Source organism: Halomonas sp. 25-S5, from assembly GCF_029889845.1.
Classification (GTDB): Bacteria; Pseudomonadota; Gammaproteobacteria; order Pseudomonadales; family Halomonadaceae; genus Halomonas.
Window position 1 is genome coordinate 95,652 of the sequence record NZ_JARANV010000009.1, and the last position, 26,536, is coordinate 122,187.

Here is a 26,536-nt window from a genome sequence, read left to right on the forward strand (position 1 = left end):
TGCCATGCTGAGTAAAGAACTTGAACTGACCCTTAACACGGCCTTCACCGTGGCCCGCTCCAAGCGCCACGAGTTCATGACCGTGGAGCACCTGCTGCTGGCGCTGCTTGACAACGCCTCGGCGGCGGATGTGCTGCGTGCCTGCGGGGCCAACCTCGACAAGCTGCGGTCCGACCTGCAGGATTTCATCAATTCCACCACGCCGCTGATCCCCGATGACCAGTCGGACCGAGAGACACAGCCGACCCTGGGCTTTCAGCGCGTGCTCCAGCGCGCCGTCTTCCATGTCCAGTCCTCGGGCAAGAGCGAGGTCACCGGCGCCAACGTGCTGGTGGCGATCTTCTCCGAGCAGGAGAGCCAGGCGGTCTATTTCCTCAAGCAGCAGAACGTCGCCCGGGTCGATGCCGTCAACTACATCGCCCACGGCATCTCCAAGGTGGCCGGTCACGGCCAGAGCCAGTCGTCGCCCTCGCCGGAGGCCGAGGAAGCCGAGGAGGGCGGTGCCGAGACCGGCTCCAACCCGCTGACCGGCTACGCCACCAACCTCAATGAGCAGGCGCGGCTGGGCAAGATCGATCCGCTGATCGGCCGCGAGCACGAGCTTGAGCGGGTGGTGCAGATCCTGGCCCGCCGGCGCAAGAACAATCCGCTGCTGGTCGGTGAGGCCGGCGTGGGCAAGACCGCCATCGCCGAGGGGTTGGCCAAGCGCGTCGTCGAGGAGGACGTGCCCGACGTCATCAGCGACGCCGTGGTCTATTCGCTGGACATGGGCGCCCTGCTGGCCGGCACCAAGTATCGCGGCGACTTCGAGAAGCGTCTCAAGAACCTGCTGGCCGAGCTGCTCAAGCAGCCCCATGCTGTCCTGTTCATCGACGAGATCCATACGGTGATCGGTGCCGGCGCCGCCTCCGGGGGGGTGATGGACGCCTCCAACCTGCTCAAGCCACTGCTCTCTTCGGGGGAGCTGCGCTGCATCGGCTCCACCACCTTCCAGGAGTACCGTGGCATCTTCGAGAAGGATCGCGCGCTGGCGCGCCGTTTCCAGAAGGTCGACGTCATGGCGCCCTCGGTGGAGGACACCATCCGCATCCTCAAGGGGCTGCGCTCGCGCTTCGAGGAACACCATCAGCTGAAGTACACCGATGCGGCCCTGGAGAGTGCCGCCCGGCTGTCGGACCGCTACATCAACGATCGCCACCTGCCCGACAAGGCCATCGACGTGATCGACGAGGCCGGTGCCCACCAGCGGCTACTGCCGCCGGAGGTGCGCGTGGACACCATCGACGTCGACCAGGTCGAGGCGGTGGTGGCCTCCATCGCGCGGATCCCGCCGAAGAGCGTCTCCAGTTCCGATCGCAAGCTGCTGGCCAACATCGATCGCGACCTGAAGATGCTGGTGTTCGGCCAGGACGAGGCCATCGACAGCCTCGCCGCGGCGATCAAGCTGTCGCGTGCCGGCCTCAAGTCGCCGGACAAACCCGTGGGCAGCTTCCTGTTCGCCGGCCCGACCGGGGTGGGCAAGACCGAGGTGGCCCGGCAGCTGTCGCATATCATGGGCGTCGAGCTGGTGCGCTTCGACATGTCCGAGTACATGGAGCGCCACACCGTGTCGCGGCTGATCGGCGCGCCTCCCGGCTACGTCGGCTATGACCAGGGCGGCCTGCTGACCGAGGCGATCACCAAGCAGCCTCACTGCGTGCTGCTGCTCGACGAGATCGAGAAGGCGCATCCCGAGGTCTTCAACCTGCTGCTGCAGGTCATGGACCATGGCCGCCTGACCGACAACAATGGCCGCGAGGCGGACTTCCGCCACGTGATCCTGATCATGACCTCCAACGCCGGGGTCGAGCAGGCCACGCGGCGCTCCATCGGCTTCCAGACCCAGGACCACTCCACGGACGCCATGGAGGTGATCCGCAAGACCTTCTCGCCGGAGTTTCGCAACCGCCTGGACGGCATCATCCAGTTCCATGCCCTGCCTACCCCGGTGGTGCGCAACGTGGCGGACAAGTTCCTGGTCGAGCTTCAGGCGCAGCTCGACGAGAAGCGGGTCCAGCTCGACGTGGACGAGGCCGCCCGGGACTGGCTGGCCGAGAAGGGCTACGATCCCGACATGGGGGCTCGCCCGATGGCCCGCCTGATCCAGGAGAAGCTCAAGAAGCCGCTGGCCGAGCTGATCCTGTTCGGCGAGCTGGCCGAGCACGGCGGGGTGGTGCACGTCAGCGTGGAGGAGGGCGAGCTCCACCTCTCCACGGAGTCGGAGCTGGCCGACGCGCCCTGACGGGGATCAGGCGGCCACCAACCCACAGCGCCCTGTCTGCGGACGGGGCGTTGTTCGTTCGGGCCTTGCAGCGGGAGGAGGTGGCGGACGCGAAGGCGGCCGACACTCGAGCGGGGTCCGGGCCCTGGCGGCCCGATCGGCGCTCAGCGGGCGCGGTAGACGATGCGGCCCTTGGACAGGTCGTAGGGGGTCAGCTCGACCTTGACCTTGTCGCCAGTGAGGATGCGGATATAGTGCTTGCGCATCTTGCCCGAGATGTGGGCGGTGACCACGTGGCCGTTCTCCAGCTCGACACGGAACATGGTGTTGGGAAGGGTATCGACGACGACGCCTTCCATTTCGATATGGTCTTCACGTGCCATATAGGCGGTTCCTCGCTGATGAGATGACGAAAGAAGGCGGCACGGTCTCACGGCCTCGCCGCCCGTGCCGACAGGATAGCGCGATATTGTGCCGCATGCCGCTCGTCAAGGCAAAGGAACCCGCGCTCCGCTCGCCCTTACAGGGTGATCATGCGGCGCCAGTGGCGGCCGTCGAGCATCTCCAGCGGCCGGAAGGATTGCTTGTAGTTCATCTTGCGGCACTCGCGGATCCAGTAGCCCAGATAGACATGGGGCAGCCCCTGGTCCCAGGCACGCTGGATCAGCGAGAGCACGGCGAAGGTGCCCAGCGAGCGACGCTCCAGCTCCAGCGCGGGGTCGAAGAAGGTGTAGATGGCCGAGAGGCCGTGCTCGAGCTGGTCGAAGGCCGAGACGGCCACCAGCCGGCCGTCGAGCCGGAACTCCAGCAGCCTGGCGTAGGCCTGATCGAGGGTCAGGAAGGTACGGTACTGTTCGTGGCTCGGTGGGTACATGTCGCCGTCGGCGTGACGGGTCCGGACGTAGTGGGCATAGAGCGCATAGTGCTCGGCATCGAAGAGGGCGGGACGCACGTGCAGCGTCAGGTCGGCGTTGCGATTGGCCAGCTTGCGCTGGGTGCGACTCGGCACGAACTCCGCCACCGGGATGCGCACCGAGATGCAGGCATTGCAGGCGTCGCAGTGGGGTCGATAGAGGTGACGACCGCTGCGGCGGAAGCCGAGCAGGGCCAGGGCATCGTAGACCCCCTGGCCCGGTGACTCCTGGGGGTCGAGGAACAGGGTGGTCGCCTCGCGGCCTGCCAGGTAGCTGCAGGCATGGGGCACGGTCAGGAAGAAGCGCAGGTCCCTTACCGGCTGCCGGGGGGCATTGCTGCTCAAGGCTGCCATCTCCTCTGAATCGCTGGCTCGGTCATGCAAGGGTGTCGATCGCATCGAAGGGCCAGGTCGCTGCCGAGATGTCGTCGACCGTCTCCCGGCGGCCACTGCCGGCATCGCCCAGCCACTGTTCAAGATAGCCGATGAACTCGCTCCGGGCGATGTCCCTGGCCCCCAGGCTGGCCAGGTGCCCGGTATGCATCTGGCAGTCGATCAGCCGGCCACCGCCGGCGGTCATGGCCCGGGCAAGGTGCACCAGGGCCACTTTCGAGGCATCCGCCTGACGGGAGAACATCGATTCGCCGAAGAATACCGGCCCCATGGCCACCCCGTAGAGGCCGCCCACCAGTTCGTCGGCGTGCCACACCTCCACCGAATGGGCCGCGCCGAGCCGGTGCAGGCGCCCATAGGCCGTCTGCATCTCGGCGGTGATCCAGGTGCCGGGCTGACCGTCACGGGGCGCCATGCAGGCCGCCACCACCCCTTCGAAGGCGGTGTCGGCGGTGATCCGGAAACCGGCGTTGCGCAGCCGCTTGGCGAGGCTGCGCCGCACCCGGATCTCATCCGGGAACAGCACCATGCGCGGGTCCGGGCTCCACCACAGGACCGGCTGGTCATCGCTGAACCAGGGAAAGATGCCGCGGCGATAGGCAGCCAGCAGCCATTCCGGGGTCAGGGCCCCGCCGGCGGCCAGCAGGCCGTCGGGATCGCGCAGGGCAGATGCGATGGGCGGGAAGCCCACGGGGCGCTCAGGGAGCCAGGGGAGCATGGGCAGCGTCTTCCTCGTTGATGACCCGCCCAGTCTGCCGCGCGGCGGGATGAGGCTCAAGGCATGCAGGCCCTGTGATGGTGAGCACTTGCTCGGTATGATTGAGCACAATGAAATCTGGAAGACGCCATGTTGGCGCAAGGGGGATGGCCGCTTGAGTGCCAAGAAGAGGACCTCGTCACGTCGGGTGACGGCGGCGAATGCCAGGGAGACGGCGAAGCGCGTCGGCCTGCGGCTGCAGGGGTCAGCGCGCGAGGGCGTGGTGATCCTGCTGCTGGCCGCCTGTGTGTTCCTGTTGCTGGCGCTCTACAGCTTCCGTGCCCAGGATCCCGGCTGGTCGCGCAGCGGCCCCGAGACCGAGGTCGTCAACTGGATGGGGCCCATCGGGGCCTGGCTCGCCGATGTGCTGTACTCGCTGTTCGGGGTCAGTGCCCTGTGGTGGCCCGGCATGCTGGGGTTCGCCGCCTGGTGGCTGATCAGTTCGCGACAGGTGCGCTTCGAGTGGGATGCCACCGCCTTGGCGGTGCGCTGTGGGGGGCTGGTGCTGCTGCTGCTGGGCTCCACCACCCTGGGGGCGCTGCACTTCTACCGTCCCGATGGCTCCTTGCCCTACTCCACGGGGGGCATCCTCGGCGAGGGGCTGGTCGGTGCCCTGATCCCCCTGGTGGGGACGGGCGGTACCGGCCTGCTGGCCGTGGCCGCCATGCTCTGCGGTTTTCCCCTGTTCTCCGGGCTCTCCTGGCTGACGGTGATGGATGAGCTGGGCCACCGCAGCCTGGCGCTATGGCGCTGGGTGGCCGACCGTTTCGGCCTGGTGCGCGAACGACGCGCCGAGCAGCGTGACCAGGCCCGGGAAGAGAGTGAGCCCCCGGTCGCCCAAGCCGATGAGCGGGAGGCCGACGAGGCCTCGCCCGAGGCCGATCACCGGCCGCGCTGGTGGCAGCGTCTGGGGGGCGGCCGTCGTCGCGAGGCCGACCCGGTGCTGGCCGCCGACGGGGTCTCGCGTCGCGAACCCGGTTTCGGCAACGACGGTGTGACCGACATTCCCTGGGAGGTGCCCGAGCGCACGCCCTCGGCCAAGAAACCCGAGGCGGCCTACACCGCCCGGGCCGCCCGTGAGGCCATGGAGCCGCGGGTGGCGATTACCCCGCCGGGGGAGCAGCGGATGCCCGCCTCCTCGCCCCACGCCGAGGCGATGCCTGCCGACGCCACGATGCCCCCGGCCTCACGCGAGCCGACGCCCGATGCTCGCCACGCCGCTCCACCCGTGCCTGGCGAGACGTCGCGCACCGGGCCGGAGAGCCGCGAAAAGGACAGCACACGCCGGGTCCCGGAAACGGTGCCCGAGCCGGTACTGCCCGATGATGACGAGGTGATGCCGGCCTGGCAGGGTCCCGCCCTGCGGGCCTGGCGTGACGAGGGGCGTCTCGATGCAAGCGTCGATGCCGCCTCCGTCAGCGCCGAAGCCGGCGGGGAGGCCGATGCGCCGCCCCCCGCCCGGGCCTCCTCGGGGGCCTCGCCGCACTCGCCGGCCCGCGAGGGGCGGCGCCGTGAGCCGGAGCTGGTCGACTGGCAGGACGCCTACCGGGAGGAGCCCGACGACACGGACGAACCGCAACTGGCCTGGGTGCCGACGAGTGAGGGCGCCATGGGGGACGGGGAGGCGTCCACCGGCCGGCGTGATCCGGGGGTTGCCCCACCGGAACCGACGCCGGAGCCGGCGCCCCAGGTGGCGACCGCCGAGCAGGGGCGCGAGGCCGCCGACGAGCCCGAGGGGCCGGCCCTGTGGACCGTGGAGCACCTGCAGAGCCAGCGGCCGGTGCTCGACGAGCTGCCGGAACCCGATGGCGAGCTGCCCAGCCTGCGGCTGCTGACGCCGCCGCAGCCCCAGCAGCGCAACTACTCCGAGCAGCAGCTGGCCGAGATGGCCGAACTGCTCGAGACGCGGCTGCGCGAGTACGGGGTCAAGGCCGAAGTGGTCGAGACCTGGCCGGGCCCGGTGATCACGCGCTTCGAGATCAAGCCGGCAGCCGGCGTGAAGGTCTCCAAGATCAGCAACCTGGCCAAGGACCTGGCGCGCTCGCTGATGGTCAAGAGTGTGCGCGTGGTGGAGGTGATTCCTGGCCGCCCGACCGTGGGCATCGAGATCCCCAACCCGCATCGCGCGATGATCCGGCTGCGCGAGGTGATCGACTCCGACCGCTACCAGCACGAGGCCTCGGCGCTGACCCTGGCCCTGGGCCAGGATATCGGGGGCGGCCCGGTGGTGGCCAACCTCGGCAAGATGCCCCACCTGCTGGTGGCCGGCACCACCGGCTCGGGCAAGTCGGTGGGGGTCAATGCCATGCTGATCTCCATGCTGCTCAAGGCGACGCCCGACGAGCTGCGCATGATCATGGTCGACCCCAAGATGCTGGAACTGTCGGTCTACGACGGCATCCCGCACCTGCTGGCGCCGGTGGTCACCGACATGAAGGAGGCCGCCAACGCGCTGCGCTGGTGCGTGGCCGAGATGGAGCGTCGCTACAAGCTGATGGCGTCCATGGGCGTGCGCAACATCGCCGGCTTCAACGGCAAGCTCGACGAGGCCGAGCGGGCCGGCGCCCGGGTGGCCGACCCGCTCTGGGAGCCCCAGCCCTGGGAGATGCACCAGTCGCCGCCGGTGCTCGAGAAGCTGCCCTACATCGTGGTGGTGATCGACGAGTTCGCCGACATGTTCATGATCGTCGGCAAGAAGGTCGAGGAGCTGATCGCGCGGCTGGCCCAGAAGGCCCGCGCCGCCGGCATCCACCTGATACTGGCCACCCAGCGTCCCTCGGTGGACGTGGTCACCGGTCTGATCAAGGCCAACATTCCCACCCGCATGGCCTTCCAGGTCTCGTCCCGGGTCGACTCGCGCACCATCCTCGACCAGGGGGGCGCCGAGAACCTGCTCGGCCACGGCGACATGCTCTATCTGCCGGCCGGCTCCGGCATGCCGACCCGCGTCCATGGTGCCTTCGTTGACGACGACGAGGTGCATCGGGTGGTCGAGGACTGGAAGCGCCGCGGCGAGCCGGAGTACATCGACGAGATCCTCTCCGGCGGCGTCTCCGCCGAGGCCCTCACCGGCCTGGAGGCCGAGGGCGGCGGTGACGACGACGCCGAGCAGGATGCCCTCTACGACGAGGCGGTGGCCTATGTCACCGAGAGTCGCCGGGCCTCCATCTCGGCGGTGCAGCGCCGCTTCAAGATCGGCTACAACCGGGCCGCGCGACTGGTCGAATCCATGGAAATGGCCGGGGTGGTCTCCACCATGGGCACCAACGGTGCGCGTGAGGTGCTGGCCCCGCCGCCGGTGGGCCACTGACGCGTGGCAACCTTGCAGCAATGATGGAAGCCCCCGGCGGGGATGCAACCCGCCGGGGTATCCCGGGTCCGAGTGACAGGACGCCATGATGGACCCGTTCAGGGAGACACAGACGATGATAGTGAAGAAGACCCTCGCCGCGCTGACCATGACGCTCGCCGTGCCGATGTCGGCCCTGGCCAGCGAAGGCGCCGAGCGGCTGGCGGACATTCTCGAGCCGCTCGAGACCTACGTGGCGGACTTCGAGCAGCAGATCCTCGATGGCAGCGGCCAGCGCCTGCAGGAGGTCCACGGCCGCATGTGGCTATCGCGTCCCGGCAAGTTCCGCTGGGAGGTGGATGCCCCCTACGAGCAGGTGGTGGTCTCCACAGGCGAGGAGGTCACCCTCTACGACCCGGACCTGGAGCAGGCCACGGTGCAGCCGCTGGACCAGCGGGTGACCCATACCCCGGCCCTGCTGCTGTCCGGCAGCGCCGACGAGTTGACGGGCAGCTACGACGTCAGCCGTCAGCAGCAGGGCAGCAGCGAGACCTTTACCCTGGTGCCCAAGGATCCCGATACCCTGTTTGAGGAATTGAAGATGACCTTCCGCGGCGAGGCGCTGAACCTGCTGCAGATGACCGACAGCACCGGGCAGCGCACCGCCATCGAGTTCGACAACGTGCGCATGAACGAGCCGCTGGACGACAGCCGCTTCACCTTCGAGATCCCCGAGGGCACCGACGTGATCCGCGATACGCAGTAAAGCGCCGAGCTGAAAGCGCCGAGCCGCCAAGCTGTTCGGTGGCAGGTGGCAGGCATTGAGGCAAAGAATGAGTGCCCCCGTCGGATTTGAGGTCCGGCGGGGGTTCTTTTTGGGGCTAGGTTATCCTGCTTGGCCGCTTGGCCGCTTGGCCGCTTGGCCGCTTGGCCGCTTGGCCGCTTGGCTGCTTGCCACTGTTCTCTAGGTGCTGTCGCCACCGTCCCCATCCGCTTCCCGGTCGAGCTGCTCCCGCCAGGCCATGAGCTGGCCGTAGCGCTTCTCCTGGCCGTATTCCGTGGGCGTGTAGAAATGCTGTTGGGGGACGGCGGACGGCCAGCAGTCATGGGTGCTGCCGGCGGGATAGCCGTGGGGCTCGTGGTGCGCGTAGCGGTAGCCCTGGCCGTGACCCAGGGATTCCATCAGCTTGGTCGGGGCGTTGCGCAGGTAGCTTGGCACCTCCAGCTGGGGCTGCTCCGCCACGAAGGCCTTGGCCTGCTTCCAAGCCTGGTCGATGGCGTTGCTCTTGGGGGCCACCGCCAGGTGGATGGCGGCGTGGGCGATGGCGCGCTGGCCCTCGTGGTCGCCCAGGCGCAGGTAGGCGTCCCAGGCGGACATCACCAGGGGCAGGGCGCGCGGGTCGGCGTTGCCCACGTCTTCCGAAGCGACGGCCGCGAGGCGGCGGATCACGTCCAGCGGATCGCCGCCGCCCTGCACGAAGCGGGCGATATAGAGGAGGGCGGCGTCGGGTCGCGAGGAGCGCACCGACTTGTGGATCGCCGAGAGCAGGTCGTAGAAGTGGTCGCCCTGCTTGTCGAAGGCGCTGGCCTGGTGGCCGATGACGTCTTCCAGTGCCTGGCGAAGTAGGCGCTCGCCGTCGCCCTCGGCCACGGTGAAGTCACAGGCGGTCTCCAACAGGCCCAGGGCGCGGCGGGCATCGCCGGCGGCGGCCCGGGCCAACAGCGCCAGCACGGCGTCGTCCACGCGGATCTGCCGAGCGCCCAGGCCGCGCGCCTCGTCGGCCAGCGCCCGCCGCATCACCTCCACGAGTTCCTCCTCGGCGAGCGATTTCAATACGTGCACGCGTGCTCGGGAGAGCAGCGCCGAGTTGACCTCGAAGGAGGGGTTCTCCGTGGTGGCGCCGATCAGTGTCAGCAGCCCCGACTCGACATGGGGCAGCAGGGCATCCTGTTGGCTCTTGTTGAGGCGGTGGATCTCGTCGAGGAACAGCAGGGTGGGGCGCTCGCGGGCCTGCCTGTCCCGGGCGCGATCGACGGCGGCACGGATCTCCTTGACCCCAGCCATCACCGCCGAGAGGTGCTCCAGGTGGGCGCCGGATACCTCGGCGAGGATCTCGGCCAGGGTGGTTTTGCCGGTCCCCGGGGGGCCCCAGAGGATCATCGAGCGCACCACGCCGCTCTCGGCCATGCGCGCCAGGGGCTTGCCAGGGCCGACCAGCGCCTGCTGCCCCACATAGTCCTCGAGCCGGCGCGGGCGCATGCGAAAGGCGAGCGGCGCGGCATCGTCGGGGGTGTTGCCCTGGAAGAGATCCATTTCTGACTCCTTGGCTCGCGACTGCTAGAGTGGATGTGTCGTCGCAGGCAATACGACCTTGGGCGACAGGCACAATTCCCCCTGAGGGGCTAGCTTGAGACAGGTTGGCCTTGCCTCGGGGCACGGCTCGGTGAACCCGACCTGCCGCGGTGAATCGAAGAGTGATGTTCCACATCGCCACAGAGGAGACTCCTGTCATGCCCATGCTGAAGCAGTTGCGTCAGGATCATGCCAACATGGCGCGCATGTTGCACGTCCTGCAGCTCAAGCAGAAGTCCCTGGCGTGCGGCGAGCGTCCCAACTTCCAGCTGGTCCGGGAGGTCGTCGACTACATTCTCGACTATCAGGAAGGCTTCACCCAGCCACTCGAGAAGGTCTGCACCGAGCGCCTCAAGGAGCTCGACCCCTCGAGTGTCGAGGTCACCGAGCGCCTGTCCCGGGACTATCGGTCGCTGAAGTCCCGGCTAAAGCGGCTGTCCAACGACCTCGACATGATCCTGATGGATGCTGTGGTGCCCATGGACCGCTTCGCCGAGGACCTCAAGGCCTACCTGGACAGTCACCGTGCCTACCTGCGGGACGAGCGCGAGCTGCTGTTCCCGCTGATCCGTGAGCACTTCAACGACCAGGACCTCGAGGCCCTCGCGGCGGCGCTGCCCGAGGGCGCCCAGGCGCAGCTCGAGCGGCTGCAGGAGGCCTATCCCGAGCTCTATGCCGAGCTACGTGATGCCCCCGAGCCGATGACCTGACCCTCCCGCCGCCGATATCGGGCGCGGGTTTCTGCTCTGCTCCGGGTCTGGGGTAGAATGGCTGACATGCTCAGCTGCCTTCCTCTCGTCATGCATGATCCGCTCCTGCTTCACACGCCCTCGACCATCTCTAGAGACCTGGCCCTGTGGCATCGGAGTCAAGGTTGATGGCGGGGCCGATCCTGGTCTTCGATTCCGGCGTCGGCGGGCTGTCGGTGGTCCAGGCGCTGCGCCAGCGCCTGCCTGAGGCCGCTCTGGCCTATGCCTGCGACAATGCCATGCTGCCCTATGGCCAGCGCGAGGATGCTTGGCTGGTACAGCGAATCCGGGCCGTGTGCGAGGCCGCCGTCGCGGCCAGTGGCTGCAGTGCCCTGGTGGTGGCCTGCAATACCGCCAGCACCCTGGCGCTGGACGTCTTGCGCGAGTGCCTGGCGATCCCCGTGGTCGGCACCGTGCCGGCCATCAAGCCGGCGGCCCAGCTCAGCCGGACGCGCCATATCGGCCTGCTGGCGACGCGTGCCACGGTGTCGCGGCCCTACACCTTGCAGCTGATCCAGGATTTCGCCGCCGACTGCCGGGTGACCCGGGTCGCCGCGGATGCCCTGGTCATCGAGGCGGAGCGCCTGGTGGCCGGGGAGCTTCCCGACCGGACGATTCTGTGCCAGGCCCTCGCCCCGCTGTGGGAGGATCCCGATCTGGATACCGTGGTGCTCGGCTGCACCCACTTCCCGCTGCTGGCCCCGTGGCTCGCCGAGGCCGCGCCGCGGCAGGTGACCTGGATCGACTCCGGCGAGGCCATCGCCCGCCGGGTGGCCCAGGTGGTAACGGTTTTCGCCCCTCGCCAGGGCGACACGCCGAGCTTCGTCACCACCCCCGACGAACGCCTGGGCAGGGGGCTGGCCACCTTCGGCTTCGCCTCGCCGAGGCTGCTGCATCCGGCCTGAGCCGATCGCGCGTGTCGGCATCTGCATGACTCTCGCAATCTTGTCATCTTCTTCCCAGGAGCCGCCGTGGCCATTCCCGTCGTCGATCCCGCCCGCTATGACCAGCAGCTCGCGGCCAAGCGCGAGCGCATCAGCCGTGACTTCGCGCGCTTCGCGCCGCCAACGCTCGAGGTGTTTCCCTCACCGCCGAGTCACTATCGTCAGCGCTGCGAATTTCGCCTTTGGCACCAGGGGGATGACCTCTTCTATGCGATGTTCGAAATGCAGGGGACCGAGGGGGACCCCGAGGATCCGAAGCGCAAGACGGTGGTCCGCCTGGATGACTATCCGGTGGCCAGCCGGCAGATCAATGACCTCATGCCGCGCCTGCTCGATGCCATCCGCGACAACGACCTGCTGCGCCGCCGGCTGTTCCAGGTAGAGTTTCTCACTACCCTCTCCGGCGAGGCGCTGGTCACCCTGATCTATCATCGTCGGCTCGATGAGGCCTGGGAGGCCGAGGCCCGTGCCCTCCAGCAGGCATTGGGCATTATGGTCATCGGCCGCGCCCGCAAGCAGCGCCTGGTGCTGGCGCGTGACCATGTCTGGGAGCGCCTCGCCGTGGACGGCGATGACCTGGTCTACCAGCAGGTGGAGAACAGCTTCACCCAGCCCAATGCCGAGATCTGCCGCGCGATGCTGGCCTGGGCTCGGGACGTCACTCGGGGCAGCCAGAACGGTGACCTGGTGGAGCTCTACTGCGGCAACGGCAACTTCACCGTGGCGCTGGCCGACAACTTCCGGCGGGTACTGGCCACCGAGATCTCGCGAACCTCGGTGGCCAGTGCCCGGGTCAACCTGGCGGCCAATGGCATCGGCAACGCCGAGGTCGGTCGCATGTCCGCCGAGGAGTTCTCCCAGGCCCTGAAGGGCGAGAAGGGTGGGCGCCGGGTGGCCGAGATGGCCCTCGACGACTATGCCTTCTCCACGGTGCTGGTCGACCCGCCCCGGGCGGGTCTCGATGACGAGAGCTGTCGCCAACTCAGCGACTATGCGCGTATCGTCTATATTTCATGCAACCCCGAGACCCTGGCCGACAATCTCGAGACGCTGGCCCGCACCCACGACATCCGGCGTTTCGCGCTCTTCGACCAGTTTCCCTGGACGCATCACTGTGAATGCGGGGTCCTGCTGGAGCGCCGTGACTGAGGCGTCGCGGGCCGACTGGATGTCAAGCGGCGATGCGCAAACGACATGCTCCATGAGTGAAGGGGCATGTGGCTGGGGTGGGCGCGGGAAGTGACGTAAGCTGGAAGGCGATGCGGCCAGGGGGCCGCCACGTCAAGTTCTCCCGGCCGCCTCCGGCGGCCGCAGGCAGCCGAGGTGATGGATGCAACACGTCGCACACGAGGAGACCCGCCAGGATCTGCTTAAGCAACTCGAGGAGCGGCTGCAAGGCCGTCTGGACGAAGACAAGGCCGCCCAAGTCGGTGCCTTCGCCCGCCACTTCTATGCCACGGTACCGCTCGATGACCTGGCCGACCGCCGTCTCGACGACATCTATGGCGCCACCCTCGCCGTATGGCACTTCCTGCAGCAATTCGATCCTGCCGATCCCAAGGTGCGGGTGTTCAACCCCGACTTCGAGCAGCATGGCTGGCAGTCCACACACACCTTCATCGCCGTGCTCCACGAGGACATGCCCTTCCTGGTCGACTCGGTACGCATCGAGCTCAACCGGCGGGGCATGACCGTCCACGCCATCCACAATGCGGTGCTGGCGACGGAGCGCGACGGCCAGCATCGGCTCAACCGGGTCACTCCGACCCGGCAGGCCGATGCCCCGCAAGGCCGAGAGTCGCTGATCGCCATCGAGGTCGACCGCCACTCGGACCCGGCGCTGCTCGAGGACATCGAGGCGAGCCTGCAGGAAATCCTTCGCGACGTGCGCACCGCGGTGGCCGACTTCGAGCCGATGCGCGAGCAGGCCCGGGCGGCTGTCACCGAGCTCAAGGCCTCGCGCCCGGAGCAGGTCGATGCCGGCGATCACGAGGAGGCCATCGCCTTTCTCGAATGGCTGCTGCATGACAACTTCACCTTCCTCGGCTACGACGAGTATGTCGTCCACGAGGCCGATGGGCGGCAGCGCCTCGACCGGGTCGACGAGAGCAAGCTGGGCGTGTTCCGCCTCGACCAGCCCCGCTACCAGGAGCGTATCCGCACCGACCAGGGCGTCGAGGGGGACCACTACGTGCTGGTCCCCCAGCTGCTGTCGTTCGCCAAGAGCGCCCATCATGCGCGGATCCATCGCCCGACCTATCCCGACTACATCTCGATCGATCGCTACGACGACCAGGGGCGGGTGATCGGCGAGCGCCGCTTCCTCGGCCTGTTCACCGCCACCGTCTACAACGAGTCGCCGCGCAACGTGCCCATCCTGCGTCGCAAGCTCAAGACGGTGATGGACAAGTCCGGCTTCAACCCCAAGGGACACAACGGCAAGCACCTGCTGCACATCCTCGAGGTCTATCCGCGCGACGATCTCTTCCAGATTGACACCGACGAGCTGACCCAGACGGCCCTGGGCATCCTCGACATGCGCGAGCGGCGCCGGGTGCGACTGTTCATCCGCGAGGACCGCTCCGGCAAGTTCTACTCCTGCCTGGCCTTCGTGCCACGCGATGTGTTCTCCACCGAGCTGCGTCTGCGCACCCAGGCCCTGCTCTGCGAGGAACTCGACGCCACCTTCGGCGATTTCAACACCTACCTCTCGGAGTCGGTGCTGGCCCGCATCCAGTTCATCCTGCGCTTCAAGGGGGACCAGCCCGCCGACTACGACCTGCGACGCCTGGAAGTCAAGCTGGCGACCCTGGCCCGCAACTGGCGCGACGACCTCCAAGGCGCCGCCATCGAGGGATTCGGCGAGGAGCAGGCCAACCTGCTGATGGACCGCTTCCGCGATGCCTTCCCCGCCAGCTATCGCGACGACTTTTCGGCGCGTACCGCGGTCTACGACCTGCAGCACATCAGCGAGCTTGATGACGGCTGTCCGCTGGCGCTCTCCCTCTACCGGCTGGTCGAGGAGGAGGGCAGCGGGGTCAACCTCAAGCTGTTCCACCGTGACCAGCCCATCCCGCTCTCCGACGTGCTGCCGATGATGGAGAACCTGGGGCTGCGGGTGATCGGCGAGCGCCCCTACGAGCTGCAGGCCAGCGACGGCAGCTACTGGATTCACGACTTCGATCTGGAGCACCACACCAGTACCGAGGTCAATCTGCAGGAGATGCGCGGGCCCTTCGTCGAGGCCTTCCAGCGGATCTGGAACGGGGAAGCTGACAACGACCCCTTCAACCGGCTGATCATCGGCGCCAACCTGGACTGGCGCGAGGTGGCCATGCTGCGAGGCTATGCCCGCTATCTCAAGCAGATCCGCTTCGGTGTCTCCCAGGACTACATGGCCACCACCCTGGTCAACCATCCGGAGATCACCCGTGAGCTGGTGACGCTCTTCGAGCTGCGCTTCGATCCAGCCCAGCGCCCGCCGGAAGGTGAGATCGATAACTGCATGGCGCGTATCATCCGGCTGCTCGACGATGTCGCCAGCCTCAATGATGACCAGCTGCTGCGCCGCTACATGGAGCTGATCCAGGCGACCCAGCGCACCAACTACTACCAGCGGGGCGACGATGGCCGTCACAAGGACTACATGTCCTTCAAGATGGAGCCTTCCCGGGTCACCGGCATGCCCAAGCCGCGGCCGGCCTACGAGATATTCGTCGGCTCGCCGCGCGTGGAGGGGGTGCACCTGCGCGGTGGCAAGGTCGCGCGGGGCGGGTTGCGTTGGTCCGACCGCTTCGAGGATTTCCGCACCGAGGTGCTCGGCCTGGTCAAGGCGCAGCAGGTCAAGAACGCCGTGATCGTGCCGGTGGGCGCCAAGGGTGGCTTCGTCTGCAAGCGCCTTCCTGAGGGAGGTGACCGCGATGCCCTCCAGCAGGAGGGCATCGCCTGCTACAAGACCTTCATCCGTGCCCTGCTCGACGTCACCGACAACCGCGTGGGGGGCGAGATCGTGCCGCCTCGCGACGTGGTGCGCCACGATGACGACGACGCCTATCTGGTGGTGGCCGCTGACAAGGGCACCGCGACCTTCTCCGACATCGCCAACGAGATCTCGGCCGAGTACGGCCACTGGCTGGGCGATGCTTTCGCCTCGGGCGGGGCCAACGGCTACGACCACAAGAAGATGGGCATCACCGCCAAGGGGGGCTGGGAGTCGGTCAAGCGCCACTTCCGTGGCTTGGGGCTGAACACCCAGGAGGACGAGTTCACGGTGCTCGGCATCGGTGACATGGCGGGCGACGTCTTCGGCAACGGTATGCTGCTCTCCGACAGGATCCGCCTGGTGGGGGCCTTCAACCATCTGCATATCTTCGTCGATCCGACCCCGGACGTGGCGGCGAGCTTCGCCGAGCGCCAGCGCCTGTTCGCCCTGCCGCGCTCCAGCTGGGAAGACTACAACGCCGAGTTGATCTCCGAGGGCGGCGGGGTGTTCAAGCGCTCGGCCAAGACCGTCCCCATCTCCAAGCAGATGAAGGCGCTGTTCGGCATCAAGGAGGACAAGCTCGCCCCCAACGAGCTGATCCGCGCCATGCTCAAGTCACGGGTCGACCTGCTGTGGAACGGCGGGATCGGGACCTACGTCAAGAGCAGCGAGGAGACCGACGCCCAGGTGGGAGACAAGGCCAACGACGGCCTGCGCATCGATGGCCGCGAGCTACAGTGCCGGGTCATCGGCGAGGGCGGCAACCTCGGCCTCACCCAGCGCGGGCGCATGGAAGCGTCCGCCCGGGGCATCCGGGTCAACACCGATTTCATCGACAACGCCGGCGGGGTCAACTGCTCCGACCATGAGGTCAACATCAAGATCCTCATCGATGAGGTGGTCAAGCGTGGAGACATGACCGAGAAGCAACGCAACCAGCTGCTCGCCGACATGACCGGTGAAGTCTCCGACCTGGTGCTGCTGGACAACTATCGCCAGACCCAGGCGCTGGATCTCGCCGAGCTCCTCTCCCGGCAGGGCATCGGGCCCTTCCGGCGCTTCATCAGCGAGCTGGAGGCCGCCGGCCAGATCGACCGCGAGCTCGAGTTCCTGCCCGACGACGAGGTGCTCAAGGAGCGCGCCGCCAACGAGCAGGGGATGTTGCTGCCGGAGCTCTCGGTGCTGATCTCCTACGCCAAGAGCGTGCTCAAGGGCGACCTGATCGCCTCTGACGTGCCCGACGACCCGACCATCGTCAAGTTCGTCGAGCGGATCTTCCCCGGGGTGCTGGTCGAGCGCTACAAGCAGGAGATGTACGACCACCGCCTGAAGCGCGAGATCGTCGCCACCCAGGTCGCCAACGACCTGGTCGATCACATGGGCATCGTCTTCGTGCGCCGGCTGATCGATTCCACCGGCGCCGACCGTGCCACTATCGCCCGCTCCTACGTGGTCGCGCGTGACAGCTTCCAGCTGCCGCGCCTCTGGGAGCAGATCGAGGCGCTGGACAACCTGGTGCCCAGCGCCGTGCAGTACGCCATGATGCTCGACCTGATGCGCATGCTGCGTCGTGCCACCCGTTGGTTCCTGCGCAATCGCACCGGCATGAATACCCGGGATGCCATCGATTTCTTCGCCCCGCGCCTGGCAAAGCTGCAGGAGAACATCGGCAAGCGCCTGCGCGGCGAAGAGCTCGAGGCCTGGGAGGCCCGCCGCAACGAGCTCATGGAGGCCGGCGTGCCACAGGCCCTGGCCTCTACCGTGGCCGCCGCCGGCAGCCTCTACGCGGCACTCGGCATCATCCAGGCGGCCCGCCAGACCAACGAGAAGCCCCAGCGTGTCGCCGAGGTGTACTACGAGATCGGCGATCGCCTGGAGCTGCCGTGGATGATCCAGCAGATCACCGATCTCAAGGTGCGCGACAGCTGGCAGGCTCAGGCCCGTGAGACCTTCCGCGACGACATCGATCGCCAGCAGCTGGCGCTGACCATCAGCGTGCTGGGCATGGATGACGGCCCCAGGGATTCCACCGAGCGGGTCGAACAGTGGCTCTCGCTGCACCAGGGCATGCACCAGCGCTGGTGTCGCCTGCTCGAGGAGGTGAGCAGCGGCGCCCATGGCGGCTTCCCGCTCTTCGCGGTGGCCGTACGCGAATTGGTCGACCTGGCCGAGAGCAATCGTGAGACCTGATCGGTCGGTGTTCTCATGGCCATCAACAACAACCCCCGCCATCGGCGGGGGTTGTTGTTGATAGGGGCAGGTGTCAGACGGGGCAGCGGTTACAGCAGGAACAGCGTGGCCAGTCCCAGGAACGCCATGAAGCCCACCACGTCGGTCACCGTGGTCAGGATCACCGACCCCGAGAGGGCGGGATCGATACCCGAGCGCTTGAGCATCAGCGGGATGACGATGCCGGCGATGCCGGCGGCCAGCATGTTGATCACGAGTGCCGCGGCGATGATGACGCCGATGGCGATGCTGTCGAACCACAGCACCGCGAGCACGGCCACCACCAGCGACCAGAGCACGCCGTTGAGGGCGGCGATGCCGATCTCCTTGCGCAGCAGCCAGCTGCTGTTGGTGCGACTGATCTGGCCCAGGGCCAGGCCGCGGATCGCCAGGGTCAGGGTCTGGCTGCCGGCGATGCCGCCCATGCTGGCGACGATGGGCATCAGCACCGCGAGGGCCACGATCTTGTCCAGGGCATCCTCGAAGCGGCCGATGACCCAGGAGGCCAGGAAGGCGGTGAGCAGGTTGATGCCCAGCCATACGGCGCGTCGCTTGGCGCTGGGCATCACCGGCGCGAAGAGGTCTTCCTCCTCGTCCAGGCCGGCCATGTTCATCAGTGCCTGCTCGGAGTTCTCGCGGATCACGTCGACGATATCGTCGATGACGATGCGCCCGAGCAGAAGGCCGGTCTCGTCGACCACCGGCGCGGAGACCAGGTCGTGGGTCTGGAAGAGGGTGGCCACGTCACGGGAGTGCATGGTCACCTGGATGCTGTCCACCTCGTGGTCCATCAGGTCGGCGACGGCCATCTCGGGGTCGTTGGACACCAGGCGAGCCAGCGGCAGCACTCCGACGAAGAAGCCGTTGCGGTCGACCACCATCAGCGCATGGGTGTTGTCGGGCACCGTCTCCTTCCAGCGCAGGAAGCGCTTGACCGTCTCCAGGCTGACGTCGGCGCGCACGGCGATGGTGTCGGTGCGCATCAGGCGGCCGGCGCTGTCCTCCTCGAAGGAGAGCGTCTCCTGCAGCCGGCTGCGCTGCAGCTCGTCCATCGAGCGCAGCATGTCCTCGGCCACCTGCTGGGGCAGGTCCTCGAAGATCTCGGCGAGGTCCGTGGTATCGAGACCCGAGGTGGCGGCCACGATCTCGGCAGGGTCCATGTCATCGATGAGGGTGCTGCGCACCTCGTCGTGCACGTGAAGCAGGACCTCGCCGTCGACCTCGCCCGGTACCCGCTCCCACAGCTTGATGCGCGCTGTTGGCGGCAGCGACTCCAGCAGCAGGGCGACCTCCGCCGGCTCCAGGTCGGCCAGGACGTCGTCGACGGCATCGAGCCGCTCGTCACTCAGCGCCCGGTGAATGCGGGACAGGCGGTCCTCGAGGGTTTCGGTGGTATCGGCCATATGGATCTCCCTGGCTTGTTAGGCTGCACGGCCCACCCGGCCGTGATCGCCGCGACGTTGCCTACAGTAGATCACAGAACGGCCCCTGGCTGCCCCGCGGGGCCGCAGGTCGTCGGGCGCCTGGCGAGGCGTCGGCGTCGTGTCCCGCCCGCGGCACTGCTATACTCTGCGGCCCCGTTCGCCCCCTTGCCCGGAGTCGCCATGTATTCGCTCGCCCGTTCGCTGCTGTTTCGCCTGGACGCCGAGACCGCCCACGGAGTCGCCCTGAAGGGGCTCGACCTGGCCGATCGCCTGGGCCTGGCGGAGCGACTCGGCGGCGGGCGGGTCGAGGACCCGGTTGAGCTGATGGGGCTGCACTTTCCCAACCGGGTGGGCCTGGCCGCCGGGCTGGACAAGAACGCCGACCATCTCGATGCCCTGGGCGCGCTGGGCTTCGGCTTCGTCGAGGTGGGCACGGTGACCCCCCTGCCCCAGGACGGCAACCCCCGGCCGCGGCTGTTCCGCCTGCCCGAGGCCGGCGCCATCATCAACCGCATGGGCTTCAACAACGCCGGGGTGGATCACCTGGTCGCCCGTGTGCGGGCGAGCCGCTACGCCGGGGTGATCGGCATCAACATCGGCAAGAACCTCACCACCCCGGTGGAGCAGGCGGTGGACGACTACCTGACCTGCCTGCGCAAGGTACATGGCCAGGCGCACTACATCACGGTGAACCTCTCCTCGCCCAATACCCCGGGGCTGCGCAATCTGCAGTTCGGCGAGCACCTGGATGCGCTGCTCGGTGCCCTGCGCGAGGAGGGGAGCCGGCTCGACGCGTCGTCCGGTCGCCGCCTCCCGCTGGCGGTGAAGATCGCCCCCGACATGAGCCCCGAGGAGGTCGGCCTGGTGGCCCGCTCCCTCGAGGCGAATGCCATCGATGCAGTGATCGCCACCAACACCACCGTCTCCCGCGAGGCGGTGGCGGGGCTTGTGCATGCCGACGAGCAGGGCGGGCTCTCCGGTCGGCCGGTATTCGAGCCGTCGAACACGGTGATCCGCGAACTGCGCCGCCGGCTTCCCGGCATGCCGATCATCGGCGTGGGCGGCATCGACAGCGGCGAGGCGGCGGTGGCCAAGGTGGCGGCCGGCGCCGACCTGGTGCAGCTCTATTCGGGCTTCATCTATCGCGGGCCGGCGCTGGTGGGGGAGTGTGCCCGGGCGCTGCAGGCACGTTTCGCCGGGCAGTGAGGGCCCGGCGGGCGGCCACTAAAAAGCCCATGGCATGGCCATGGGCTTGATATGTTCGTCAACACCTCTGACGATGGGCTGATGACCCGGTGAATGCGGGGGTCACATCACCATGGGGTTCTTGTGAATGCCGGAGACTCCCGTCATGCCGGACCATTGATCCCCACGACCTTCACGCCAACCGCTCATCCAGTACTCGCGTAGATTGATTTCCTGACTTGGACAGTCATCGCGGGAACGACCTGAGAGACCCGCCTTGTACCCATGAACATAGGCACGCTGGAAGCGATCACGTTTCTGTCGTTTCATTGGACTACCTCTTGATGAAGGTACCGATCAGAACCCGGTCTCGAGACCGGACTCATGTTGCCCGGGCGACATCGGTCTCTGCGGCAACTCCGTGCTGCACGACGACTCGAGGCCCGCTGACAGAACGCATGCGTCATTCAGTAGCTACTCACCCATTGATAGCCCAGGATGACGACGATTGTCGACCGATGATTTGTAACAAGGCGTTCACTTGCCCGTCACGCCTTCACCCCGGCTAGGCCCCACGCCGATGGATATGTCATGACTGAACTGCACTCCCCTGATTCACTCGATCTTCTGGCCACCTGCCCGCGGGGCATCGAGCTGCTGCTGGCCGACGAGCTGGCCGCCCTGGGTGCCGTCCCCGGCAAGACCACGGTGGCCGGGGTCCACCTGCGCGCGAGCCTCGAGAGCGCCTACCGCATCTGCCTCTGGTCGCGGCTGGCCAACCGGCTGGTGCTCTGCCTGGCGCAGGAGGAGGGCATCGAGACCCCCGAGGCGCTGCGTGCCGCCGCCGCGGCCATCGACTGGCGGCGCCACCTCGCGCCGGGCGCGACCCTGGCGGTGGACTTCCACGGCCGCGCCGAGGCGATCCGCCACACCCGCTTCGGTGCCCAGACCGTCAAGGACGGCGTGGTCGACCGCCTCCATGCCGAGGGCCGGCCGCGGCCCGACGTCGATACACGGCAGCCGGACCTGCGCCTCTATGCCCACCTGCACCGTGGGCGGCTGACCCTGGGCGTGGACCTCTCGGGCGACAGCCTCCACCGCCGTGGCTATCGCCGTGACGTGGGCCATGCGCCGCTCAAGGAGAACCTGGCCGCTGCCCTGCTGGTACGCGCCGGCTGGCCGGCGCTGGCCCGGGAGGGCGCACCGCTGGTCGACCCGCTGTGCGGTGCCGGTACTCTGCTGATCGAGGCCGCCCTGATGGCCGCCGACATCGCCCCCGGCCTTGCCAGGGAGCGCTTCGGCTTTCACGGCTGGGTCGGCCACGACGAGCGCTGCTGGCGGGAGCTCAAGCGCGAGGCCGAGGCGCGGGCCAGCATCGGGCGCAAGCGCTGCCGCTCGCGGCTTTACGGCTTCGACGAGAGCCCCCCGGCGCTGGCCGCGGCGAAGGCCAACGCCATGCGTGCCGGCGTGCCGGCGCTGATCGAGCTCGAGGGGGCCTCCCTGGCCGGGCTCGCGCACCCCGAGGGGCTGCTCGACACTCACCGCGGGCTGGTGATCACCAACCCGCCCTACGGCGAGCGCCTCGGCGAGCTTCCCGAACTGGTGCGCCTCTACGGCCAGCTCGGCGAGCGGGTCAAGCAGGCCTTCCCTGGCTGGCAGCTGGCGGTCTTCACCGCCAACCCGGACCTCGGACATCGCATCGGGCTGCGGGCCCACAAGCAGTACTCGCTGCGCAACGGCCCGCTGGAGGCGAAGCTGCTGCTGATGGCGATTCCCGAGGCGGAGGAGTCGCCCTCCGGGGAGGCCGTCTCCGCGCGCTCCGAGGGGGCGCAGATGTTCGCCAACCGCCTGGAGAAGAACCGCCGGCGGCTGAAGAAGTGGCTGAAGAAGAGCGGCGAGAGCTGCTACCGGCTCTATGATGCCGACATGCCCGAGTATGCCCTGGCCATCGACCTCTACGGCGACCGGGTGCACGTGCAGGAGTATGCGGCGCCGAAAACCGTCGATGCCGCCCAGGCCCAGAAGCGGCTGTTCGAGGCGCTGGGCGTGATTCCCGACGTGCTCGGTGTCGACCCCGGTAAGGTCGTGGTCAAGCGTCGCGAGCGACAGAGCGGCAAGGCGCAGTACCACAAGCAGGCGGCCAGTGGTGAGCGCTTCGAGGTGCACGAGGGCCGGGCGCGGCTGTGGGTCAACCTGCGCGACTACCTGGACACCGGCCTGTTTCTCGACCATCGCCCGGTACGGCGCCTGCTTGGCGAGATGGCCCCCGGCAAGCGTTTCCTCAACCTCTTCTGCTATACCGGGGCCGCCACGGTTCAGGCCGCCCTGGGGTCACAGAAAGAGGGCACGGAGCCGGCCGGCGGGGCCAGCGAGAGCGTCAGCGTCGACCTCTCCAACACCTACCTGGAGTGGGCCCGGGACAACTTCGCCCTCAACCGGCTCGACCCGGGACGCCATCGGGTGGTGCGCGACGACTGCCTGCGCTGGTTGGAGACCGCCGGCGGCGAGTTCGACCTGATCTTCCTGGATCCGCCAACCTTCTCCAATTCCAAGAAGATGGCCGATACCCTGGACGTCCAGCGCGACCACGGCCGGCTGGTGCGCCTGGCCATGGCACGCCTGGCGCCGGGGGGGACCCTGGTATTCTCCAACAATCAGCGGCGCTTCACGCTGGATGCGGACCTCGCCGAGCCGTTCCACGTCGAAGATATCTCGGCGAAGACGTTCGATCCTGACTTTCAACGCCGCCCCGATTTGCACCATGTGTTCCTGATCCGCCACCGGGAGGCCTCGGCATGAAGCGTTCGATCCACTCTCTATCCGGCCAGCGTCGCCCGGACCTGCACCACGGCTTCCTGATCCGTCATCGGGAGGCGTCGTGATTCGGTTGAGCCTCTATACCACCCTGGGCTGCCACCTCTGCGAGCAGCTGGAGGCGTTGCTCGTGACTCTCTGCGCCGTGCCGTATCGGCTGGAGCGGGTCGAGATCAGCGAGGACGAGGGGCTGGTCGCGCGCTACGGGGTCCGTATCCCGGTCCTGGTGGACGAGGCGGGGCAGGAGCTGGATCGCGGCATGGAGCCCGACCGCCTGGCCGACTGGCTGGCGGCCAGGGGCTGGCTGGACGAGACGGCCTGGCAGCAGCTGCAGAAGCCGCTCAGTGGCGAGACGTCGCCCGGGGTGACGAAGAGGGCGGCGAAGGGCGCGACCCTGCGCGGCGGCAGGCGCTATCTGGGGTGACCCGGGCTGCGCGCGGAGCTGGAAGCCGGAAGAGCGGCGCTTCGCGCCTGGAAGCTTGAAGAAGTACCTTGTCGGCGGATGAGTCGGCAGTAAGCTGCCTTTCCAGCTTCCAGCTTCCAGCTTCCAGCTTCCAGCTTCCAGCTTCCAGCTTCCAGCTTCCAGCTTCCAGCTTACGGCTCGAGAAGTGAGAGCTGGCTGACGGCGTCGCGTCCCTCGGCGCTCTCGTCCTCCACTTCCAGCACCTTGCGAAAGCCCCGCGAGGACAGGATGGTGGTCTCGTCGGCCAGCCACATCATCGCCTGGACGTGGTCATCGGCCAGGCGATGCTTCAGGCCGCCGAATTGGGTGCCGATCTGCCCCCAGGCACGGCTGAAGATCCAGTCGCCGAACATGTCCCGATGGACATGCACCAGCACATAGTCATGGTCGGTTTCCCAGCGGACGATCACGGCAGCTCCCGAGGTGGAGGGCGCCGCAGGCCGCGGCGCGCGAGTGACATTTGGCGCTATTGTAAGGGCTTGGGCACACTGAACAAGTCGTATCACCAGCCAACCGGGAGTCAGTTCAGCCATGAGAATCGTCGTCGACGCCAACGTGCCCGCCGCGCAGACCTGCTTCGGGGAACTGGGCGAGGTGATCCGCCTGCCGGGGCGCGAGATCGATGCCGACGCGCTGCGCGAGGCCGATGCCCTGGTGGTGCGCTCCATCACCCGCGTCGACGAGGCCCTGCTGGCCCGTGCTTCCCGGCTGCGCTTCGTCGGCACCTGCACCATCGGCACCGATCACGTGGACGAGCGGGCCCTGGCCGAGCGGGCCATCGCCTTCGCCAGCGCCCCGGGCTGCAACGCCGAGGCGGTGGTGGACTACGTGCTGGGCAGCCTGGCGACCCTGGCCGAGCGCCAGGGGTGGCGGCTGGCCGAGCGCCGCGTGGGCATCGTCGGGGTGGGCAACGTGGGCGGGCGGCTGCTCGAGCGTCTCTCGGCGATGGGCGTCGACTGCCTGGCCTGCGACCCGCCCAGGGTTGAAACAGAGAGCGTCGAGGCGGAAGGCGCCGAGGGGCTGGCCGGCTTCGTGGAGCTCGACACCCTGATCGGCGAATGCGACGTGCTCTGCCTGCATACCCCGCTGGTGACCGAGGGGCCTCACCCCACGCACCACCTGCTTGATGCCCAGCGCATCGCCGCCCTGGCCCCGGGCAGCGTGCTGCTCAACGCCGGACGCGGCGATTGCGTGGATGGCCAGGCGCTGCGACAGCGGCTGGCGGGGCAGGGCGATGTCACCGCGGTGCTCGATGTCTGGGCGCACGAGCCCGCCATCGACACCGGCCTGGCGGATCTCGCCGCCATCGCCACGCCGCATGTCGCCGGCTACAGCCTGGACGGCAAGCTGCGCGGCACCCACCGGATCTATCGCGCCCTGGCCCGGCATGCCGGCCTGCCGGCGCGCCTGACGTTGGCCGACCTCGCGCCCCCGCCCCCCGTCACGCGTCTGGTCCTGGACGGCGGCCTTGGCCCCGAGGAGGCGCTACGCCTGTGCCTGCGCAGCGTGTATGACGTGCGGCGTGACCACGACAGCCTGTACCGCGAGGCGCGTCGCCAGGGCATGGCGAAGGGCTTCGATGCCTGCCGGGCGGGCTACCCGCTGCGTCGGGAGTTTGCGACCCTCGACATCGAGCTTCGCGAGGGGGCCCGGGAGCTCGCGCCGCTGCTGTCAGGCGTGGGCTTCCGGGTCGATACCGCCACTGCCTGACGCCGTTGGCGCGGCAAACGACAGCGGGCCCGCCGGTTGGCGGGCCCGCTTGCGTATCGGCTGGCAGGGGGTTACTGCCGGTAGGCCGCTTCCTTCAGCGCGCGGATGCGATCATCCAGCGGCGGGTGGCTGGCGAACAGCTTCTCCATCAGCGAGCGCGTCTGGCCCTTGGTGATGGCCATGGCCCGCAGGGTGTCCGGCATCTGGTCCGGCATCTCGGTCTCGGCCTTGAGACGGGCCAGGGCATTGATCATGGCCCCGCTGCCGGCAAGGTGTGCGCCGGCGCTGTCCGCGCGATACTCCCGGAAGCGCGAGAACCAGGCGACGATCGCCGAGGCGATCAGCCCGAAGACGATTTCGGCGACGATTACCACCGCGAAGTAGCCCATGAAGCCCAGGCCCCCCTCGCCGTCGCTGCGGCTCCTCATGAAGCCGTCGACCAGCTGGGCGACCACCCGCGCAAAGAACATCACGAAGGTGTTGAGCACGCCTTGGATCAGCGCCAGGGTGACCATGTCGCCGTTGGCCACGTGGCCGATCTCGTGGGCCAGCACCGCGCGCACCTCTTCCGGGCGCATGCGGTTGAGCAGGCCGGCGGAGACCGCCACCAGGGCGTCGTCCTTGTTCCAGCCGGTGGCGAAGGCGTTGGATTGCTGAGCCGGGAAGATGCCCACTTCCGGCGTCTTGATGCCGGCGTCGCGGGCCAGTTCCGCCACGGTATCCACCAGCCACTTCTCGGTGGCGTTGGAGGGCGACTCGATGATCACGGTGCCGGTGCTGCGCTTGGCCATCCACTTGGAGATGAACAGCGAGACCATGGAGCCTGCCATGCCGAAGATGAAGCAGAAGATCAGCAGGGCATTGAAGTTCATGCCCTGTTCGGTCAGGTAGCCCTCCACCCCCAGCAGGCGCAGGGTGATGCTGGCCACCACGATCACGGCCAGGTTGGTGCCCAGGAAAAGCAGAATTCTCATCATTGCCGGCAATCTCCAGTCGTCGGGAAGGGGGCGCCGCGCACGGCGGCCTGCACAAGCTGTTGCTTAGATACGCGCTTGCCCGCCGGGTTTCAAG

19 protein-coding genes are annotated in these 26,536 nt (G+C 67.9%); 11 read left to right on the plus strand and 8 right to left on the minus strand.

Annotated elements, in window-relative coordinates:
* Positions 1–4 precede the first annotated feature (4 nt).
* Positions 5–2,281, plus strand: coding sequence for an ATP-dependent Clp protease ATP-binding subunit ClpA (gene clpA / locus OP498_RS08730; protein WP_280547666.1), 2,277 nt, complete (start codon positions 5–7; stop codon positions 2,279–2,281).
* A gap of 143 nt (positions 2,282–2,424) precedes the next feature.
* On the opposite strand, the gene infA is transcribed toward clpA, so the two are convergent.
* The 3 genes from infA to aat all read right to left on the minus strand — a co-directional run bounded on the left by infA (position 2,425) and on the right by aat (position 4,284).
* Complete coding sequence (gene infA / locus OP498_RS08735; protein WP_040185975.1) at positions 2,425–2,643, minus strand: translation initiation factor IF-1; 219 nt, start codon at positions 2,641–2,643, stop codon at positions 2,425–2,427.
* 137 nt (positions 2,644–2,780) lie between these two features.
* Entirely contained in the window at positions 2,781–3,518 is a 738-nt protein-coding gene (locus tag OP498_RS08740; protein WP_280553257.1) for an arginyltransferase, read from the minus strand.
* A gap of 31 nt (positions 3,519–3,549) precedes the next feature.
* Positions 3,550–4,284, minus strand: coding sequence for a leucyl/phenylalanyl-tRNA--protein transferase (gene aat / locus OP498_RS08745; RefSeq protein WP_280553258.1), 735 nt, complete (start codon positions 4,282–4,284; stop codon positions 3,550–3,552).
* Between the two features lie 154 nt (positions 4,285–4,438).
* Here aat and OP498_RS08750 point away from each other — a divergent pair, with 154 nt between their 5' ends.
* A complete protein-coding gene (locus OP498_RS08750) occupies positions 4,439–7,633 on the plus strand; it encodes a DNA translocase FtsK 4TM domain-containing protein (RefSeq protein ID WP_280553259.1) in 3,195 nt (1,064 codons plus the stop codon).
* Positions 7,634–7,748: 115 nt separating this feature from the next.
* Positions 7,749–8,378, plus strand: coding sequence for an outer membrane lipoprotein chaperone LolA (gene lolA, locus OP498_RS08755; protein ID WP_280553260.1), 630 nt, complete (start codon positions 7,749–7,751; stop codon positions 8,376–8,378).
* A 198-nt stretch (positions 8,379–8,576) separates the two neighbouring features.
* On the opposite strand, the gene OP498_RS08760 is transcribed toward lolA, so the two are convergent.
* Positions 8,577–9,926: a replication-associated recombination protein A gene (locus tag OP498_RS08760; RefSeq protein WP_280553261.1), complete on the minus strand. Its 1,350-nt coding sequence runs from the start codon at positions 9,924–9,926 to the stop codon at positions 8,577–8,579.
* Between the two features lie 203 nt (positions 9,927–10,129).
* On the opposite strand from OP498_RS08760, the gene OP498_RS08765 reads away from it, so the two are divergent.
* From OP498_RS08765 to OP498_RS08780, 4 genes are all read left to right on the plus strand, one after another.
* Positions 10,130–10,675 (plus strand): hemerythrin domain-containing protein, encoded by a 546-nt coding sequence (locus OP498_RS08765; RefSeq protein WP_280547667.1) that lies wholly within the window; start codon positions 10,130–10,132, stop codon positions 10,673–10,675.
* Positions 10,676–10,842: 167 nt separating this feature from the next.
* Positions 10,843–11,619 (plus strand): glutamate racemase, encoded by a 777-nt coding sequence (murI, locus tag OP498_RS08770; RefSeq protein WP_280547606.1) that lies wholly within the window; start codon positions 10,843–10,845, stop codon positions 11,617–11,619.
* 66 nt (positions 11,620–11,685) lie between these two features.
* Positions 11,686–12,807 (plus strand): tRNA (uridine(54)-C5)-methyltransferase TrmA, encoded by a 1,122-nt coding sequence (gene trmA / locus OP498_RS08775; protein WP_280547607.1) that lies wholly within the window; start codon positions 11,686–11,688, stop codon positions 12,805–12,807.
* Between the two features lie 181 nt (positions 12,808–12,988).
* Complete coding sequence (locus OP498_RS08780) at positions 12,989–17,830, plus strand: NAD-glutamate dehydrogenase (RefSeq protein ID WP_280553262.1); 4,842 nt, start codon at positions 12,989–12,991, stop codon at positions 17,828–17,830.
* Between the two features lie 89 nt (positions 17,831–17,919).
* Here the strand turns inward: OP498_RS08780 and mgtE are convergent, their stop codons facing one another.
* Positions 17,920–19,272, minus strand: coding sequence for a magnesium transporter (gene mgtE, locus OP498_RS08785; RefSeq protein WP_280553263.1), 1,353 nt, complete (start codon positions 19,270–19,272; stop codon positions 17,920–17,922).
* Between the two features lie 201 nt (positions 19,273–19,473).
* Here mgtE and OP498_RS08790 point away from each other — a divergent pair, with 201 nt between their 5' ends.
* A complete protein-coding gene (locus OP498_RS08790; protein WP_280553264.1) occupies positions 19,474–20,499 on the plus strand; it encodes a quinone-dependent dihydroorotate dehydrogenase in 1,026 nt (341 codons plus the stop codon).
* A gap of 102 nt (positions 20,500–20,601) precedes the next feature.
* On the opposite strand, the gene rmf is transcribed toward OP498_RS08790, so the two are convergent.
* Positions 20,602–20,808: a ribosome modulation factor gene (rmf, locus tag OP498_RS08795; protein WP_280547611.1), complete on the minus strand. Its 207-nt coding sequence runs from the start codon at positions 20,806–20,808 to the stop codon at positions 20,602–20,604.
* Between the two features lie 261 nt (positions 20,809–21,069).
* On the opposite strand from rmf, the gene rlmKL reads away from it, so the two are divergent.
* Complete coding sequence (gene rlmKL, locus OP498_RS08800) at positions 21,070–23,277, plus strand: bifunctional 23S rRNA (guanine(2069)-N(7))-methyltransferase RlmK/23S rRNA (guanine(2445)-N(2))-methyltransferase RlmL (protein WP_280553265.1); 2,208 nt, start codon at positions 21,070–21,072, stop codon at positions 23,275–23,277.
* Between the two features lie 79 nt (positions 23,278–23,356).
* Positions 23,357–23,716: a glutaredoxin family protein gene (locus tag OP498_RS08805; protein ID WP_280547613.1), complete on the plus strand. Its 360-nt coding sequence runs from the start codon at positions 23,357–23,359 to the stop codon at positions 23,714–23,716.
* Positions 23,717–23,886: 170 nt separating this feature from the next.
* On the opposite strand, the gene OP498_RS08810 is transcribed toward OP498_RS08805, so the two are convergent.
* Positions 23,887–24,165: a hypothetical protein gene (locus tag OP498_RS08810; RefSeq protein ID WP_280547614.1), complete on the minus strand. Its 279-nt coding sequence runs from the start codon at positions 24,163–24,165 to the stop codon at positions 23,887–23,889.
* Positions 24,166–24,286: 121 nt separating this feature from the next.
* On the opposite strand from OP498_RS08810, the gene pdxB reads away from it, so the two are divergent.
* On the plus strand, positions 24,287–25,465 hold the full coding sequence (pdxB, locus tag OP498_RS08815) for a 4-phosphoerythronate dehydrogenase PdxB (protein ID WP_280553266.1): 1,179 nt from the start codon (positions 24,287–24,289) through the stop codon (positions 25,463–25,465).
* Between the two features lie 71 nt (positions 25,466–25,536).
* Here the strand turns inward: pdxB and htpX are convergent, their stop codons facing one another.
* Entirely contained in the window at positions 25,537–26,442 is a 906-nt protein-coding gene (gene htpX / locus OP498_RS08820; protein ID WP_280553267.1) for a protease HtpX, read from the minus strand.
* Positions 26,443–26,536: the final 94 nt, after the last annotated feature.